Source organism: Tenacibaculum sp. Bg11-29 (assembly GCF_002836595.1).
Classification (GTDB): Bacteria; Bacteroidota; Bacteroidia; order Flavobacteriales; family Flavobacteriaceae; genus Polaribacter.
Genome location: NZ_PJBB01000003.1, coordinates 4,040,300 through 4,057,986 on the forward strand (window position 1 = coordinate 4,040,300; position 17,687 = coordinate 4,057,986).

18 protein-coding genes are annotated in these 17,687 nt (G+C 27.7%); 13 read left to right on the plus strand and 5 right to left on the minus strand.

Annotation, left to right across the window (positions count from 1 at the left end):
• Positions 1 to 66 precede the first annotated feature (66 nt).
• The 3 genes from CXF68_RS18205 (at position 67) to CXF68_RS18215 (ending at position 3,066) form a co-directional block, all read left to right on the plus strand.
• On the plus strand, positions 67 to 1,047 hold the full coding sequence (locus CXF68_RS18205; protein WP_101046523.1) for a phosphotransferase: 981 nt from the start codon (positions 67 to 69) through the stop codon (positions 1,045 to 1,047).
• A gap of 153 nt (positions 1,048 to 1,200) precedes the next feature.
• Positions 1,201 to 1,866, plus strand: coding sequence for a carboxypeptidase-like regulatory domain-containing protein (locus CXF68_RS18210; protein WP_101046524.1), 666 nt, complete (start codon positions 1,201 to 1,203; stop codon positions 1,864 to 1,866).
• 195 nt (positions 1,867 to 2,061) lie between these two features.
• Positions 2,062 to 3,066 carry a transglutaminase domain-containing protein gene (locus CXF68_RS18215; RefSeq protein ID WP_101046525.1) on the plus strand — a complete coding sequence of 335 codons (1,005 nt, stop codon included), beginning with the start codon at positions 2,062 to 2,064 and terminating at the stop codon, positions 3,064 to 3,066.
• Positions 3,067 to 3,269: 203 nt separating this feature from the next.
• Here the strand turns inward: CXF68_RS18215 and rlmF are convergent, their stop codons facing one another.
• Genes rlmF through CXF68_RS18230 form a run of 3 tightly spaced genes read right to left on the minus strand, consistent with a single transcriptional unit; the run spans position 3,270 to position 6,286 of the window.
• Positions 3,270 to 4,124 (minus strand): 23S rRNA (adenine(1618)-N(6))-methyltransferase RlmF, encoded by an 855-nt coding sequence (rlmF, locus tag CXF68_RS18220; protein ID WP_101046526.1) that lies wholly within the window; start codon positions 4,122 to 4,124, stop codon positions 3,270 to 3,272.
• The gene (bshC, locus tag CXF68_RS18225) at positions 4,124 to 5,716 is read right to left on the minus strand and encodes a bacillithiol biosynthesis cysteine-adding enzyme BshC (RefSeq protein WP_101046527.1); all 1,593 of its coding nucleotides are present in this window, start codon (positions 5,714 to 5,716) and stop codon (positions 4,124 to 4,126) included. The genes rlmF and bshC overlap by 1 nt, the downstream gene beginning before the upstream one ends.
• Entirely contained in the window at positions 5,717 to 6,286 is a 570-nt protein-coding gene (locus tag CXF68_RS18230; RefSeq protein ID WP_101046528.1) for a class I SAM-dependent methyltransferase, read from the minus strand.
• Between the two features lie 194 nt (positions 6,287 to 6,480).
• Here CXF68_RS18230 and CXF68_RS18235 point away from each other — a divergent pair, with 194 nt between their 5' ends.
• The 5 genes from CXF68_RS18235 to CXF68_RS18255 all read left to right on the plus strand — a co-directional run bounded on the left by CXF68_RS18235 (position 6,481) and on the right by CXF68_RS18255 (position 11,677).
• Positions 6,481 to 8,412, plus strand: a complete 1,932-nt coding sequence (locus CXF68_RS18235; protein ID WP_101046529.1) for a BatA domain-containing protein — start codon at positions 6,481 to 6,483, stop codon at positions 8,410 to 8,412.
• Positions 8,409 to 9,668 carry a dihydroorotase family protein gene (locus CXF68_RS18240; protein ID WP_101046530.1) on the plus strand — a complete coding sequence of 420 codons (1,260 nt, stop codon included), beginning with the start codon at positions 8,409 to 8,411 and terminating at the stop codon, positions 9,666 to 9,668. Before CXF68_RS18235 ends, CXF68_RS18240 begins: the two co-directional genes overlap by 4 nt.
• 2 nt (positions 9,669 to 9,670) lie before the next feature.
• Positions 9,671 to 10,003 (plus strand): hypothetical protein, encoded by a 333-nt coding sequence (locus tag CXF68_RS18245; RefSeq protein WP_101046531.1) that lies wholly within the window; start codon positions 9,671 to 9,673, stop codon positions 10,001 to 10,003.
• 81 nt (positions 10,004 to 10,084) lie between these two features.
• Entirely contained in the window at positions 10,085 to 10,717 is a 633-nt protein-coding gene (locus CXF68_RS18250) for an alpha/beta hydrolase (RefSeq protein WP_101046532.1), read from the plus strand.
• 57 nt (positions 10,718 to 10,774) lie between these two features.
• Positions 10,775 to 11,677 (plus strand): sterol desaturase family protein, encoded by a 903-nt coding sequence (locus CXF68_RS18255; protein ID WP_101046533.1) that lies wholly within the window; start codon positions 10,775 to 10,777, stop codon positions 11,675 to 11,677.
• Between the two features lie 29 nt (positions 11,678 to 11,706).
• Here CXF68_RS18255 and bcp read toward each other — a convergent pair whose 3' ends face one another.
• On the minus strand, positions 11,707 to 12,159 hold the full coding sequence (bcp, locus tag CXF68_RS18260) for a thioredoxin-dependent thiol peroxidase (RefSeq protein WP_101046534.1): 453 nt from the start codon (positions 12,157 to 12,159) through the stop codon (positions 11,707 to 11,709).
• A 34-nt stretch (positions 12,160 to 12,193) separates the two neighbouring features.
• Between bcp and nth the strand changes: the two genes are divergently transcribed.
• Positions 12,194 to 12,844, plus strand: a complete 651-nt coding sequence (nth, locus tag CXF68_RS18265; RefSeq protein ID WP_101046535.1) for an endonuclease III — start codon at positions 12,194 to 12,196, stop codon at positions 12,842 to 12,844.
• A 244-nt stretch (positions 12,845 to 13,088) separates the two neighbouring features.
• On the opposite strand, the gene CXF68_RS18270 is transcribed toward nth, so the two are convergent.
• Positions 13,089 to 13,676: an RNA polymerase sigma factor gene (locus tag CXF68_RS18270; protein WP_101046536.1), complete on the minus strand. Its 588-nt coding sequence runs from the start codon at positions 13,674 to 13,676 to the stop codon at positions 13,089 to 13,091.
• Between the two features lie 266 nt (positions 13,677 to 13,942).
• Here CXF68_RS18270 and CXF68_RS18275 point away from each other — a divergent pair, with 266 nt between their 5' ends.
• The 4 genes from CXF68_RS18275 (at position 13,943) to CXF68_RS18290 (ending at position 17,602) form a co-directional block, all read left to right on the plus strand.
• Positions 13,943 to 14,446 (plus strand): hypothetical protein, encoded by a 504-nt coding sequence (locus tag CXF68_RS18275; protein ID WP_101046537.1) that lies wholly within the window; start codon positions 13,943 to 13,945, stop codon positions 14,444 to 14,446.
• Between the two features lie 300 nt (positions 14,447 to 14,746).
• Positions 14,747 to 16,207 (plus strand): HAMP domain-containing sensor histidine kinase, encoded by a 1,461-nt coding sequence (locus CXF68_RS18280; RefSeq protein ID WP_232771683.1) that lies wholly within the window; start codon positions 14,747 to 14,749, stop codon positions 16,205 to 16,207.
• 2 nt (positions 16,208 to 16,209) lie between these two features.
• Complete coding sequence (locus CXF68_RS18285; protein WP_101046538.1) at positions 16,210 to 16,956, plus strand: LytTR family DNA-binding domain-containing protein; 747 nt, start codon at positions 16,210 to 16,212, stop codon at positions 16,954 to 16,956.
• Between the two features lie 259 nt (positions 16,957 to 17,215).
• Positions 17,216 to 17,602: a hypothetical protein gene (locus CXF68_RS18290; RefSeq protein ID WP_101046539.1), complete on the plus strand. Its 387-nt coding sequence runs from the start codon at positions 17,216 to 17,218 to the stop codon at positions 17,600 to 17,602.
• The last annotated feature ends 85 nt before the right edge of the window (positions 17,603 to 17,687 follow it).

Here is a 17,687-nt window from a genome sequence, read left to right on the forward strand (position 1 = left end):
AATTAATTTCTTAACAACTCAACTTATCACACACAAAACAGTAGTTTTACAAACTAAAAAACTAGTATGAAAACTGCTCCTTCAATAAGCTCTATAATCTCACCAGGATATATAGCTCACTTTGTAATTAGTAATTATAGTTTTGATGATAGTACAACTTGCAATTTATTAAGAACAGGTATTAATCACACCTACTTAGTTACTGTAACTAACAAGAAGTTTATCTTTAGAATTTATCATCTTAACTGGCGAACTGAAAACGAAATTAATGAAGAACTTAAATTATTAGATTTTTTAAAAGATAATAAATTACTCGTTTCTTACCCTATAAAGGATAAACATGACAAATACGTTCAACACCTACAAGCTATAGAAGGTAATCGTTTTGGGGTGTTATTTTCTTATGCTGAAGGAGAAACCATCAGAAAACCATCGGAAAAAGTATGCTTTAATTTTGGTTTAGCCATGGCTAAACTACATCAACTAACTATTAACAAAAAAACAACTCGTAAAATTCACAATGCTGATTCTTTAGTTGGCTGGGCAATAAAAAAAGTAATTTCTAAGTTTCCTGAATCAATTAATGAAATAGCCTACTTTAAAAGAGCCTATAAAATTATCTCTTCAGAATTTGAAAATACAAATAACCTAAGAAAAGGAATTGTTCATCTCGATTTATGGCACGATAACATGAAAGTAAAAAACGAAACTGAAGTTACAATGTTCGATTTTGATAATTGCGGAGATGGTTTATTATGCTTAGATATCGGTTACTCTCTAATGTTATTTTATCGAAATGACCCTAATAAAGAACGCTTTTTGAAAAGGAAAAACTCATTTTTAAATGGTTATGAATCTATCACAGAAATATCTAATGAAGAAAAAAAACTAATTCCTTTTGGTGGGTTAGCTATTTGGTTGCATTATACAGGACAACATGTACAGCGTTTTAATGACTTCGCAAATCATTTTTTAAGTGATGAATTCTTAAAGTATTGGATAGACACCGTAGATAAATGGATGCGTTTTAACGATATTAAAATTTAATCATAAAACCTCTTTATTCTATAAGGCTAATTTTCTTACACTAAATTAAAAGTACCGTTTACTCAATAGAAAGATCCATTTACTAAATATCAATTTTAAAAGATTCTTATTATCCATAAGTTTAATTCATATTAACTTATAAAAATCTTTATTATGAAAAATCAGTTTAGTTTAGAAATCAACAGACCATGTTCTGAAAAATTTAATCAATTTGCAACTACAGAATTGGGTGGACTTTGTAATTCGTGTGAAAAAGAAGTAATCGACTTTTCTAAAATGACCTCACAAGAAGTTATTAGTTACTTTAAGAACAACAACACTAAAAACACTTGTGGCCAGTTTAAAAAACAACAATTAACTACGTATGCTCCAAAACCACAATTAAAAAGAAAATATAACTTTATAAAAGCTTTTGGTTTTGCATTGCTTTCGTTCCTTACATTTAATACTGCTAATGCTCAAAAAGGAAATCCATCTCCTGAAAAGAATACCATTAACATAAAAAACCTTCAAGGAAATATAACTGTAAAAGGAAATGTTGGTGATGAATCAGGAGATTTACCTGGTGTAAATATTCTCTTACAAGGAACTAATATTGGAGTAGAAACAGATTTTGATGGCGATTTCACTTTTCCTAAAACGCTAAAAAAAGGAGATGTTTTAATTTTTAGTTTTGTAGGTATGGAATCTCAAAAAGTAACAATTCAAGACACTAAATCTGCAGCTAATATCAATTTAAAAGTCAGTATGAAAATTGATTCTTGTATGTTGTTAGGTAAAGTAGCTGTTAAAAAAGTATACAGCTCTAAAAATAAATAATTAGAGATTAGTAGATAGTTATTGAAGCACCTTAAAAATATCCGGTTGAGAGCAGTCGAAACCTATCTTTAGCAATCTAATAGTTCTTGACAGCACTCAACCAAATAATAAAAATCATATTAATATCCTTAAAACCATGTATCTATTAATGGATACATAACCACTGACCTAAATAATAAAACTAAAACCTTTAAAATGAGAAATAGCATCTTTTTTTCACTTGTATTATACTTCAATTTAGCCAATGCTCAAATATCAGATTTTAAAGAGATTGACTTTACAAGAGCGGATAATATAGCAAAACTCAACAAAGGTGAAAGTTTAAAAAACCTTCCACTTCTTTGCTATAAATTAACACATAAATTAGCTACAAAAGTTGAAAAATTTAGAGCTATATACACATGGGTTTCTATGAATGTAAAAGGTGATAGCAAAATGCACAAAAAAGTAAGTAAAATGCGTGAAAAACTAAAGAACGATAGTATTTCTTTAGTTAAATGGAATAGAGAATACAAAAAAACAGTATTTAAAAATTTAGTAAATCGTAAAAAGACAATGTGTACTGGCTATGCCTATCTCATTAAAGAAATGGCAAATATTATAGATATTGATTGTAAAATTATTGATGGCTATGGAAGAACTTCGTCTTCTAATGTAGAAACACTAGAAGCACCAAATCATTCTTGGAATGCAGCAAAAATAGATAACAAATGGTATTTATGTGACGCTACTTGGTCTAGTGGCTATATGAATGAATATGATTCTTTTATTACTAATTATAATACGGGCTATTTTTTAACCGACCCCGTATTATTTTCAAAAAACCACTACCCTGTTCTTAAAAAATGGCTGTTAAAATCAGCACAAACAAGCACAAATTTTGTTAACTCACCTATTATTTATGGAGAAATATTTAAACATAAAATAAAAATAGTAACTCCAAAAGAAATGAAATTAACAAAAGTTAAAAAAGGAGTAATTAACTTTAAACTAAACTCATTAGAAAACATTTCTTCAAAAAAAATTTCATTAATTTGTTTTCATGGTGAAAAAGAACAAAATTTAAAAATATATGATTTGAAAAAAGAACAAAATAAAGTTGCGTTTAAATATCAATTTAAATGGAAAGGATACTATGATATACATGTGAAAATTAATAATGATATTATTGCTAGCTATACCGTAATTGTTGATAAATAAAAGTTAAAACACACGAAAAACAAGAAGTTCATCAAATGTTACATAAAATCACAGGTTTTAGCGAAAGCGGAATCTATAAAAAAGCAACTATATTATTAAAACATGGATGGCAGAAAATTTACAATATAACACTGCCATTTCCATGTTTAATATCTTTCCAAAATACGGAAGTTTATAAACCGTAATTTCTTAAAAAAAACCAATTAAAACCGCCAACACACAATACGTGTTACCTTATTACCTTGACTCATTGGAATTACTTTAAATTCTGCTACTTTTAATTTTTTCGCAGACTTTTCTAAGCTCATTACATTTTCTTTTTTTGACACTAAACTTGTAAACCACTTACTTACCGCGGGGTGAAGTGAACTTTCATACAAATAAGTATGTAAAAAAGCTTTTTCACCTCCTACATACCATAATTCATTTGAATTTCCTGCAAAATTACGAACGGCATTATTTCCTAAATTTCTAGTTTTCCTTCGATTTGCGCCTCTTGCTTCTTCTGCCGACTTATAAAATGGCGGATTACACATCGTTACCATAAAAGAATCTCCCTCTTCAATAATACCTTTTAAAACATGCTCTTCTGCAAACTGTTGCCTTAATTTAATTTTTACATCTAAATCATTATCATCAATAATATCTTGAGCAAAATCTAACGAATCTAAATCAATATCAGTAGCTACAAAATCCCAATTATATTCAGCAGTTCCTAATAAAGGATACACACAACTTGCTCCTGTACCAATATCTAAAACTTTTACATTCTCTTCTTTACCTATTAAATCTGCTAAGTGATGTATATAATCTACTCTTCCAGGAATTGGAGGACATAAATTATCGTCTGAAAAATTCCAATGCTTAATATTATAATGAGCAGCCAACAATGCTCTATTAAACTCTTTTACCGCTAAAGGGTCAGAAAAATCAATTGTTTCCTTATCAAATTTCTCTATTACAAACTCAGTAATTTTTGGGTACTTTTCTTTTAAAAATTTAAAATCATATCCATTATTGTGCTTGTTCTTCTCGTGTAATCCTTTTTTCTTTTCCATTAAAGTGTCAATACTGTAAATTCTAATTGTAATGGTTTTAAACTTTCTTTTAATCCTCTAATTAAAGTATCTCCATACTCTAAATAGTATTCAGAAAAGTTTCGCTGACGTTCTTCTAAACTTTGATTTGGTAATATTTCGTTTTGTAATAGCACAATACGGTCAACAAATTCTTGGTTGCGTCGTTTCTCTGCTCGTAACCAGCGGTTTTCTAAATTATCTAATCCCTTTATCTGCTTTCTTTCTTGCGCATTTACTGCCCCTATAAATGAAATATCTGTTTTTTCAGCTAACGTTCGTAAATCAACAAATTGCTGTTTTAAAAACTCTTTTTGAGCTGTAAAATCTACTTTTTCTTTAGATGTTTCTAATACTTTACTTTTTAGCAAACTGTTTTGCTTAACAAAAATTTCTTCTAAAGAAATAGTTAAGTTTTCTAATTTACGTTCTTGTTTTTCTGACACTAACTGTACAGAATTACGTAGTAACAAAATAGGAAAAGGAACTTTAACCTCTTCGAAATAACTTTTTAATTGTAACCAATACGCCAGCTCTCCTCCTCCACCGATATAACAAAGATTAGGTAAAATAACTTCTTGGTATAACGGACGCATGATTACATTTGGTGAAAATCGCTCTGAAAACTCATTAACTTCCTTTATTAATTCAGCATAAGTCCAAGAAATAGCTGTATTATTTACTTTATATACTTCGTCTTCAAAAACAATACGTTCACGAATTTCATCTGTTAAGTAAAATAGGTTAAGTTCTCTAGGGTTTACCTGAATTTTATATTCTTTCCCTAAATCGGCAATTGTTTCTGTTACTTTTTTATATGATATTTGTTCTTCTAATTCTCTTTCTATAAATGGAATTAATTCATTTTTTAACTCCCTATCATCAGCATCAATAATTACCAATCCATATTCACAAAATAACTCATTTGCAATATACCTGGTCGCATCAGCTAAATTAGTATGCTTTAAATAACCTTCTTTAAAAAGTTGAATTAAATATTTAGCATTTTTTGAAGTTCCTAAATGATTAGAAAAAACTTCTAAAACATCTTCTAACCCGCTTGTAGAGAAACGCCCTACACCACCTCTTTGATTAGAGTTCCATTGTACTTTTTTTCCTTTAAAATTAAAGTAATTTATTTCATCAAAATCATGATCTTCTGTAGCCATCCAATAAACAGGCACAAAGTTTTCATTTGGAAATTCGTTACTTAATTCTTCACATAAATTAATAGTTGAAATTATTTTATATAAAAAATATAGTGGTCCAGTAAATAAATTTAATTGATGTCCCGTTGTTACTGTAAATGTATTTTCTAGTAATAAGTCAGCTATATTTTGCTGTGTAGCCTCAGATGTTTTTATTGTTTCGTATTGCTTATTTAAAATAGTAACTAGTGTTTTTCTAGTTTCTTTTGAATAACTTTTCTGTTTACTTTTTATTTGGGCCTTAAAACCTTCTAACGAAGGAAAATTATTATAAAAAGGTTTTAATTGTGTAGTCTCTTCTAAATAATCTATCATTGTTTTAGAGAAAAAACCGGTGCTTTTAAAAGGTATATGTGTTACTTTCATCTACTTATTTTTTCTTTGGAACAGAGTGTAAATATAAGGTCTTTCTGATCTATACGGATTAATAAATCCGTAATTAAATTTATCAATTAACTTAAATTCTTCGCCTAATTTATCTTGCAGTTTTGCTGTATTATATCGTTGTAGCTCTAAACCACAACATTTTTCAGCTCCATTTAATGCAAAGACTGCTCTATCTAACCATAAATTAACATTATTTAAAGACTGTAACTTTTCAGAATTTATTATATTATCAGCTATAAAAGTTGCTTTTGATGCGTTCTCAGCTAATCTTTTTTCTAAACCGTTAAGTGCTTTTTCAGATAAATCGCTGGCTATCAAACTTGTGTATCCCTCAGCTAACAATTCATCTATTAACATCGATGAACCAACGCCTACTAAAATTTTAGCTTTTTTATTTAGTGCTGTCTTCTTTATTAAACCGAGTGTTTCTTTTGAAGACTCTTCAAACCATCCTAATTTTTCTGTTGTATTTTTGGTATATGCTGTATTCCAGTGCTCTTGATAATCAATTTTTGCTGGATTATTACAATCACTCTCATTTGTAGTCATAGTTCAAAAATAGTGAAATTTGATACATTGTCGAAAACAAAACAGTATTCTAACAGTTTTTTAACTACATTCTTTTTTAAATCATCAATTTAACTATTTTTACATTTATAAATTAACTTAAAAAACTAAGTAACTGTTTTGAAATTAAAAAACAGTTACATTTAAAATCTCACTTAGTGGGTTAAAAAAGAACTATGCAATTTAAACATCCTGAAATTTTATACTTCTTAAGTCTCTTAATAATCCCTATAATAGTTCACTTATTTCAATTACAACGATTTGTTAAAGTTCCGTTTACCAATGTTGCATTTTTAAAGAAATTAGTATTACAAACGCGTAAAAGTTCACACATAAAAAAATGGTTAATTTTAGCTACTCGTTTACTATTACTCGCTGCTTTAATACTAGCTTTTTCTCAACCTTATTTTAGTAATCACAAAATAAATGAGCAACAACATTTTTCACTATATTTAGACAATTCGTTAAGTACAAATACTGATGGTGAAAAAGGAAACTTACTACAAGTAGCTTCGCAAGAAATTATCGAAAACACATCAGATAAGGCTAATTATTCTTTACTTACCAACAATAGCTATCATAAAAACAAAACAGCTTCTGAGTTAAAAGAAATTTTATTAAAAATAAAAAACACTTCAAAAAAAACAGATTTAAAAAATATTCTTTTAAAAATACAGAACGAAAACAAATCAAATTCATTTTCTAAAAGCATTCTAATTTCTGATTTTCAAAACATTAAAAATGAAGACATCCGTAATTTACCTAAAAATATATCTTTAGTAAAATTAAGTCCTCAACAAAAAAACAACCTTTCTATTGACAGTGTTTTTGTGCATGATAATGGCACTACTAATTTCGAAGTAAACATTATTGTAAAAAACCAAGGAATAGGACAAAAAAACATACCAATTGCGATTTATAACGAAACCAAACTAATTAATAAACAAGTATTTTCTATTACCGAAAACACGACCAAAAAAGTTGTTTTTTCAATTATAAAAACACCTACTTTTTTAGGTAAAATTGAACTAAATTTTAAAGACACTTATAGTTTTGATAACTCTTTCTTTTTTGCAATTAACACTAATTCTAAAATTAACGTATTAAGTATCGGTAAAAACGCTAGCTTTTTAAACAGAATTTATAGTAAAAATGAATTTAATTTTAAAAGATCAAACATTCAAAATTTAAATTATAATTTAATTCAAAAACAACACCTTATTGTTTTAAATGAAATTAAAACAATTCCAGAAATACTTACTAAAAGCTTAATTGAATATGTTAAAAACGGAGGTAAACTTATTTTAATTCCACATAAAAACATAGGTATATTGTCTTATAACAATTTACTAAACAAACTTAGAATAGGTAAAATAGTATCCAATAGAGACAATGAATTAAAAATTACAACTATTAATTATAATCATCCTCTTTTAAATAACGTTTTTGAAAAAAGAGTTCGTAATTTTCAATATCCATTTGTAAAGAGCTCTTATATTTCTACATTAAAAAATGCAAGTACTATTGTTTCTTTCGAAAACAAACAACCTTTTATACAACAAATAAATGTCTCTTATTCTTCTATATACTGGATAGCTAGCTCTCTTGAAAAAGAGAATAGTAATTTTATAAACTCCCCTTTAATAGTTCCTGTTTTTTATAATATAGGTAAACAAAGTTTACGCCTTTCAAAACTCTATTACACTTTAAATAATCATAATAGTATTGCTATAAATAAACAATTAGGAAAAGATGAAATAGTAACAATTTCAAATACACAAACATCATTTATTCCGTTACAGCAAACACTTCAAAACAGTGTAAAAATCACAACAACTAACAAACCAATAGAAGCAGGATTTTATCAAATAAAAAAACAAAAAAACGTACTAAAAAACATCGCTTTTAATTACCCGACAAACGAAAGTTTATTAAGTTATTTAGACACTTCAACCATTAAACCTAAAACCTTTTCTACTTCCGTTAAAGAGACACTAAAAAATATTAATGATACGCATAAAATTCAATGGCTTTGGAAATGGTTTTTAGTTTTAGCCATTGTATCTTTGCTTATAGAAATTTTGATCTTAAAATTCTTTAAACCATGACAACGCTGCTAAAATCGGCAACAATAATTGATGCCTCTAGCCCTTACCACAAACAAACTAAAGATATTTTAATTACTGATGGAGTTATTACTCAAATTGATAATTCTATTACACTAAAGGAACCACACGAAGCTGTAAAACTAGATAACTTACATGTTTCTACTGGTTGGTTTGACACCAGTGTTTCTTTTGGAGAACCTGGTTATGAAGAGCGTGAAACAATTAAACATGGATTACTTGTAGCTGCAAAAAGTGGTTTTACTTCAGTTGCTGTTAATGCAAATACAAATCCGATAATTGATAACAAAGCTGCAGTTGAATTTTTAATTAATAAAGCTAATGGTTTTGCTACAAATTTATACCCTATAGCTGCTTTAACACAACAAAGTAAAGGTATTGAAATGTCTGAAATGTATGATATGCAACAATCTGGTGCTATTGCTTTTGGAGATCATAAAAAACCAATTGAAAACGATAACTTGTTAAAAATAGCTTTATTATATACTCAAAATTTTAATGGTCTCGTTTTAAGTTTTCCTAAGAACAATCAAATTGCGGGAGAAGGAGTTGCCAATGAAGGTGTAAATAGCACTAGACTTGGTTTAAAAGGTACTCCAGCTTTGGCTGAAGAAATGCAAATTTCCCGAGATTTATTTTTATTAGAATATACTTCTGGGAAATTACACATACCTACAATTTCAACCGAAAAATCAACAGAACTAATTAGAGAAGCTAAAAAGAAAGGTTTAGATGTTACTTGTAGTGTCGCTATTCATAATTTATTTTTAACAGATGATGAGTTGTATGGTTTTGATGGAAACAAGAAAGTAGATCCTCCCTTAAGAACTTCTAAAGACATAAAAGCTTTATTAAAGGGATTAAAAGACGGAACTATTGACATAATTACATCCGACCATAACCCTATAGACATAGAGCATAAAAAAGTAGAGTTTTCAACAGCCAAAGATGGTACTATTGGTTTAGAAAGTGCTTTTGGTGTTTTAAATTCTGTATTAGACTTAGAAACAATTAGTAAGTGTTTGAGTGAAAACCCTAAAAACAGATTTGGAATAAAAAATAATTCGATACAAAAATCGGAATTAGCAAACCTTACACTATTTACTCCATCTTTTAAATATACTTTTGAAAAAGAAAATATTATTTCAACCTCAAAAAACAGTATATTTATGAACAAAGAATTAAACGGAAAAGTGTACGGTATTTACAATAATAATCAATTAATTTTAAATTCATAGAAATGGAAAAAACACCAGCAGTAAGCGAAAAAGGAAAAACAAATGCTATCATAAGTTATATAACTTTTATAGGAACAATTATTGCAATTGTATTAAACAATACAGAAAAAAACTCTTTTACGAGTTTTCATATTAGACAAATGATTGGGTTATCTCTTTTATCAATTTTAAACTCTTTAATCATCAGTAATTATGTAAGTTATATTGCAGGAACAATTATTAGTATTGGACTATTAGTTCTTTGGATTATTGGTTTTATGGGAGTAATGAAAGGTGAAGAAAAAAAAGTTCCTCTTTTAGGAGATCAATTTCAAGAATGGTTTAAAAATATTTAAATCTAAAAACATAATTAATATGCAAATAGATTTACTTAAATTTATTTGCATTTTTTTTATAAACAAAATACATTTTACTAAATGCTAAATTACGTTGTAAGACAACCTAAAACTACTGTTAAAAATCCATCTTTATTAATTTTATTGCACGGATATGGTAGTAATGAACAAGACTTATTTTCTTTTGCAGAAGAATTATCTGATGAATTATTAATTGTTAGCGCTCAAGCACCTTATGAAATGGGAGGAGGAGCTTTTGCTTGGTATGCTATTAATTTTGATGCTAATAATGAAAAATTTTCTGACTTAGTTCAAGCTCAAAAATCTGTAGATAAAATTGCTTTATTTATTGATGAAATAAAAACAAAATATACTACAAACCCTGATAAGACATTTCTTTTAGGTTTTAGTCAAGGAGCAATTTTAAGCTACGCTTTAAGCTTTAGCTACCCGAATAAGGTACAACATGTAATTGCTTTAAGTGGTTACATTAATGACGAGTTATTACCTAAAAAAATAACGAATGATAATACTGATTATTATATTTCTCACGGAACTGTAGATCAAGTTCTTCCCGTAGATTGGGCAAGAAAAGCACCTGCTTTTTTAGAAGCTAATAATTTAAAAAATGAATATTCAGAATATCCTGTTGGTCATGGTGTTGCTCCTCAAAACTTTTATAGCTTTAAAAGCTGGATAGATAAACGATTATAAAGATTTAACTATTTTTTTTAATTTAAAAGGAATATTTTTGCATTTTAAAAAATTAATATGGGTTTATTAAATCAAGATGTTTTATACTTATGGAGTACTCCATTCTTTATTTCAATTATTTTAATTGAAATTTATTTTAGTTATCGAAACAAAGCAAAAAATTACGACTTCAAAGACACTTCTACTAATGTTTATTTTGCATTACTTAATTTTAGTTTAGACCTATTAATGAAAGTAGTTTCTTTCGGTGTTATGGGAATTTGCTATCACTATAGAATTATAAACTGGGAGTATTTAGGATTAGCTTATTGGCTATTTTCTTTTATTGGTCAAGATTTCTTATACTACATACATCATTATGTAGATCATCATTCAAGATTTTTCTGGGCAGTTCATGTAACACATCATAATTCAAAATATTACAATATTTCTACTGGTTTTCGCTCACCTGTATTGCAACCATTATTTCGTTATATGTTCTTTTTGCCCTTAGCTTTTTTAGGTGTGGAACCTTTACATATTATGTTTGCTTATGCTTTAAATCAAATTTATGGAACTTTATGTCACACTAATTTCATAAAAAGTAAATTAGGGTTATGGGGTTTCTTTTTTGTGACTCCTTCTCACCATAGAGTCCACCACGCTTCTAACACCAAATATTTAGATAAAAACATGGGAATGGTTTTAATTATTTGGGACCGTATGTTTGGAACATTTCAAGCAGAAGAAGATGAAACCGAATATGAAAAAATTAAATATGGATTAACCTCTGAAATAGAAGATAAAGGTCCTATAAATATCATTTTTCATGAGTGGAAAGAAATTTTTAAAGATTTTTTTAATAGAAAAAAAGACTTACCTTTAGGTACAAGATTAAAATATGTTTTTATGCCTCCTGGTTGGAGTCATGATAATAGTTCTAAAACAAGTCGTGAACTACAAGAAGAATTAACAAAATAAAAAAACCGAGCATTAAGCTCGGTTTTTTGTTATCCTAAAATTTGATTTGTGTGTTCTTTTGTTTTTACTTTAGCAATTACATCTTCAATAATTCCATTCTCATCAATTACAAAAGTTGTTCTATGAATACCATCGTATTCTTTTCCCATAAACTTTTTTGGCCCCCAAATACCAAATGCATTAATTACCTCTTTATTTTCATCTGCTAATAACGGAAAAGGTAACTCATGTTTATTTATCCAATTTTGTTGACGTTTAGCAGAATCTGCACTTGCTCCTAAAACCGCATATCCTTTTGCTAAAAAAGTTTGGTAATTATCTCTTAAATTACAAGCTTCATTAGTACAACCAGGTGTACTTGCTTTTGGATAAAAAAATAACACCAACTTTTTACCTTTATAATCTGATAATTTTATAACATTTCCTTTCTCATCAACAGATTCAAAATTTGGTGCCTTATCTCCTATTTTTAATGTAGTCATAATTTGTATTTTTGTCGATATAAAGATATAAAAAATGACCAAGGCTGACAAAGTTCAATTTGTAATTGATACATTACAAAAATTATACCCTGAAATACCTGTTCCTTTAGACCATAAAGACCCATATACATTACTTATTGCAGTCTTGTTATCTGCTCAATGTACAGATGTACGCGTAAATAAAATTACTCCGTTACTTTTTGCTAAAGCAGACACCCCCTATGATATGGTAAAAATGACTGTTGAAGAAATTAAAGAAATAATAAGGCCTTGTGGCTTATCACCCATGAAGTCTAAAGGAGTTCATGGTTTATCTAAAATTTTAATAGAAAAACATAATGGTGAAGTTCCTAAGAGTTTTGAATACTTAGAAGAGTTACCCGCTGTAGGACATAAAACGGCAGGTGTTGTTATGAGTCAAGCTTTCGGTGTTCCTGCATTCCCTATAGATACACATATACATCGATTATTATATCGATGGAATTTAACCAATGGAAAAAATGTAACGCAAACTGAAAAAGATGCTAAACGTTTATTCCCTAAAGAAGTTTGGAATGATCTTCATTTACAAATAATTTGGTATGGTAGAGAATATTCACCTGCTCGTGGATGGAATTTAGAGAATGATATTATCACAAAAACAATTGGAAGGAAATCTGTTTTAGATGAATATTATAAAAAATAAATATAAAAAAAGCTTCAACAAACGTTGAAGCTTTTCCTCTCTTAATTCAAATTCAATTCAATGAGATAATTTGATTTAATTTTAACTATTTGTAATGATTTAGAAAAGTTAATCAAAAATTGAATTGTTTCTTTTTTAGGTTTCATTTTAAAATTAGATAATTTCTTTGAGTAAATTTGCTTCATATAATTTCTTTATATATTTTGTTTTCAAGTATTTAACGAAGCTTTTTTACTAATATTGTTTAATTCACTAAAATTATTTTATTTTTTTCTATTATTTTTCTTAAATTAATTAAAGCATACCTCATTCTTCCCAAAGCCGTATTGATACTCACTCCAGTATTTTCTGAAATTTCATTAAAACTCATATCGTTATAAATACGCATTTTTAAGACTTCTTTCTGCTCTTCTGGCAATCCTTCAACTAGCTCTCTTACATCACATAAGATTTGCTCATTAATAATTTTATTTTCCGCATTTAAGGTTCCATCACTTAAAACTGAAAAAATATCAAAATCATCAGTATTATTAAACGTAGGCATCCTATTACTTTTTCTAAAGAAATCAATTATTAAATTATGGGAAATTCTCATAACCCAAGGTAAAAACTTACCTTCTTCGTTATAATTACCTCTCTTTAATGTCTTTATCACTTTTATAAAAGTGTCTTGAAAAATATCTTCTGTAGTATCTCTATTTTGTATTTTGCTATAGATAAAGCTATACAATCTTTGTTGATGGCGTTTAATTAATAACTCTATCGCCAACTCTTTTCCATTAATGTAATCTCGTACTAAATCACCGTCGGTTACAACATCTTTATGCTTCATAATTACTTTCTTTTTAAGAATGTTTTAAACACTCTCTTGTTAAGGGGTATAAAATAAAAAAGTAATTATTTAGCTATAGGCTTCTATTTATTGATTAGTAACTAGTTACAAATATTGTTTTTTTTATTAACAAATACAAATATTCATTAACCTTTATATTAAAAACATAAAAAAAATAATTCTTAATACTCTTCATTTATACACAAAAACGGTATTTTTATATTTATTAATATAAAAGCATATAAAATTTAATAACCCCCAAGACAATGAAGAATACCAATCTATCAACAGGTAATAGTATAATTTACCCTCCAGGAATTTGCTTACCTAAAGAATGTATAAAAAGAATAAATCCTGCTGGAAAAATAACCTTTGAAAACAATTTTAATCAACCTTTGCCATCTTTAGTTGAAGCAACTTTCAATAAAAAAGATAATATCAATAGTATTAATGTTAAAGCTCTAATTTTAGTAAATTCTACTTTTAAACTTAACTCCGTTAATGTAAATCAGCTGTTTTCTATTAGTAATTTTGGTAATTGTAAACTACAATTTTTTATTTATACATCTAAAGAAACAGCTAAAGAGTTAGCTAAAAAAAGAGAATATTGTAATTATGAAGCTTATACTATTGAGTTTTCTACCAATCTCGAAACTCCTTTACCTGAAGGTATTTCTTTAAAAGACATAAAAACAGTGCAAACCTTTGTTTGGGATATCGACCCAAAAACATCTAGAGGTACTGAAACAACTGTACAAACAACAGATTAATCACTCATTTTAAATACTAAAAATGTCCCCCAAATGCATTTAATTAAAACGTTTATTTTTTTAACGTTCATATTTACTTATTCTTTTGTTTTCTCACAAAAAAGTAAGATAACTAAACATGAATTATTTTTTAAAAAAATAAAAAAACTAAGTACATCTGAAATAAATTTCAATAAAACAATTCATTTTTTCTCATTACAAAACTGGGATTCGGTATTAGTTTACTCCTCTAAAACTTTAGTTTTTAATAAAAACAAAAGACTTTTAAACTATTGTCATTACATGAGAGGCTATGGTTTTATGAAAAAAAAGTTATTTAATGAAGCCCAAAAAGAATATGGGCTAATTTCTAATGATTTCATTTTTTACTATAAGATAATTAGAAATTTGGGGGGTATTGCTATAGAACAAAGCAAATTTAAAAAAGCCGTTAAATATTTTAACGTATTAAATAATCTTTCAAAAGATAGTGTATATGATTTTAAAAAAAGCTCTGTTATTCATGATTTAGGTATTAGTTATTTTCACCTATCCAAATTTAAGAAAGCTGAAGAACTTTTATTAAGAAGCCTTTCACTTCAAAAAGAAGAAAAAGACACTGTTCTGTTAATAGGCTCGTATATGGATGTTGCTAATGTATATTATGAGCAGTATAAAGATGATTTAGCTATTCCTTATTATGAAAAAGCCTATCAACTCTCTAAAAAAACAAACTCTTTTTCTGCAAAAAGAAAGGCTTCATTAAACATGGCTATCGTTGAAGAGAATAGAAAAAATTTGACGAAAGCTTTGGTTTATAGAAAAGAGTTCGAAAAATGGAAAGATTCACTAAATAACCAACAAAAAATTTGGGGCATAGCACAAATTGAAAAACGACTAGCAATAACTCAAAAACAAAAAGAAATAAACTTTTTAGAATCTGAAAATAAGGTAAAAATACTTGAAAGAAATAGTTTTATTCTATTTTCTTTTTTACTACTACTAATAATACTAGCTGGCGTATATATTTATTCCCAGCAAAAAAAAGTAACTAAGATTATTACTTTTCAAAAAGAAGAATTAAATAACTTAAACAAAACTAAAGACAAACTTTTCTCTATTGTTAGTCACGACTTACGATCTTCGGTTAACTTACTTCAAAAAAGTAATTCAACGCTTTTACATCAAATACAAGTTCGTAATTATGATGCTTTAGATACTATAGTTACTAAAAATGCAGCTATTGCCAATAGCTCTTATAATTTATTAGAAAACCTATTACATTGGGCTACGTTACAAACTAAGCAATTATATTTTCATATAGAATCTATTGATTTATTTTCTGCAATGCAACAAACTGCATTCAACTATCAACCCTTATTTGATAATAAAAAAATAACTTTTAAAAATAAAATAACACCTGCCTCTTTTATTTTAGCAGATTTAGACTCTCTTAAAATTATTATTCGTAATTTATTAGATAATAGCATCAAATTCAACAAAGTAGAAGGTTTTATTTCTGTATACAACTACCCTAAAGGTACTAAACATGAATGTTTCGTTGTTGAGGATTCTGGCATAGGAATGAGTCCAGGAATTATTAAGGAATTATTAAAAAAAACCTCTTTACTAAGTAAAAAGAATAATCAAGAAGATATTGGAACTGGTTTGGGTATTCAATTATGTAAAACACTTATATTAAAAAATCATGCTACACTTGAAATTGAGAGTACTATAAATAAAGGAACTAAAATGATTATTACATTCCCAAAATCTATTTAATAATGGAGACTATAAATATTTTAATTATTGAAGACAACAGTGAAGTGGCTTCAGATCTTGAAAACACATTAGATAAAAACGGATATACTGTTATAGGAATTGCTGAAAATTATCAAGAAGCGCTTACATTATTTTACAAACTACCTGTAGACTTGGTAATTATTGATGTTTTTTTAGGAGATAACCCAGAAGGAATAACATTTGCTGAGACAATATCAACAGTACCAAACTCATTAAAACCTTTTATATTTTTAACCGGCTCAAAAGACCGAGAAATTTTTGAGCGTGCCAAACTTACCAAACCATATCGTTTTATCCTAAAACCATTTAATGAACTAGAAATTTTATACGCCATTGAAATGGCTATTGAAAAGTTTTATGGTCAAATAAATGTATTTGCAAGTACGCATGAAGATACCGTTATTGGAAATGAATATTTGTTTATCAAAAAGAAAAATGTTTTAAAAAAAGTAACGCTTTCTAGTATCATCTTTATCGAAGTAGAAAACAGATACTGTAATATTATTACAGAAAGCGAAAAATTCTTAATTCAAATATCTTTAAGCAAAATACTCACTTATCTGAATCTTTCGATTTTTATGCAAATTCATCGTAAATATGTGGTAAACATAAATAACATCGAACAAATAATTACTAGTGATAATTTACTGCTTCTTAAAAATAAGTACAAGATTCCCTTTAGCACTAAACATAAAGATCTTTTTAATAGTTTTTCTGTTTTAAAATAACATTTCTATTCTATTTTTTAGACCAAACATACGAGGCATATTTATATGCCTCGTTTTTTATGATCCACAACATTAAAAAGTGTGCTCGTAACATCGCTTATAATTTCACGCTATTTAAAAGCTAATTTTATACCAGAAATTAAGAATAGCGCTATTTGTAATTTCAGATAACTAAACAAAGTAGAGTTCAGAAACTACTATAAAGAAACGAGGCGAAATCTGAAAAGCCAAATGAGTAGGGAATTTAAACATAAAAATTATGAGTAGTAGAGTCATTTTAAATCTTGTAAACAATACTAACGGAGATGTTACTTGCACAGACATAAGCTGTAAGACTTGGAATAACCTAGAAGTCGGACAAGTTGTAAAGAGTGGTTCAAGCATATCGTTTAATGCTGACACTAATGATAGACTTTTTTTAACTTGGAAAAATAAAGAAGCTGGAGCTGTATTCTATATGGCCATGACCTGCCCAAAAAAATCCACTAATTCAGCCTGTGGATATGATACTTTATCGGGGCTACAAACCTATAAAAAACACGGTACTCCCGCTACTTTCACTTTTAATTTAGGAGAGGAGAATAATGCCGATTGGACAAATGGAGATTCCAATCATAACAATAACGTACCATACGGAAGCTGTTAATAGTTTACAGGTATATGAGCTTCTCTTAGTGCTCATTTTACCATAACACTAACTTTAAAAAAAATAGTAACCCAAATTCGATTTT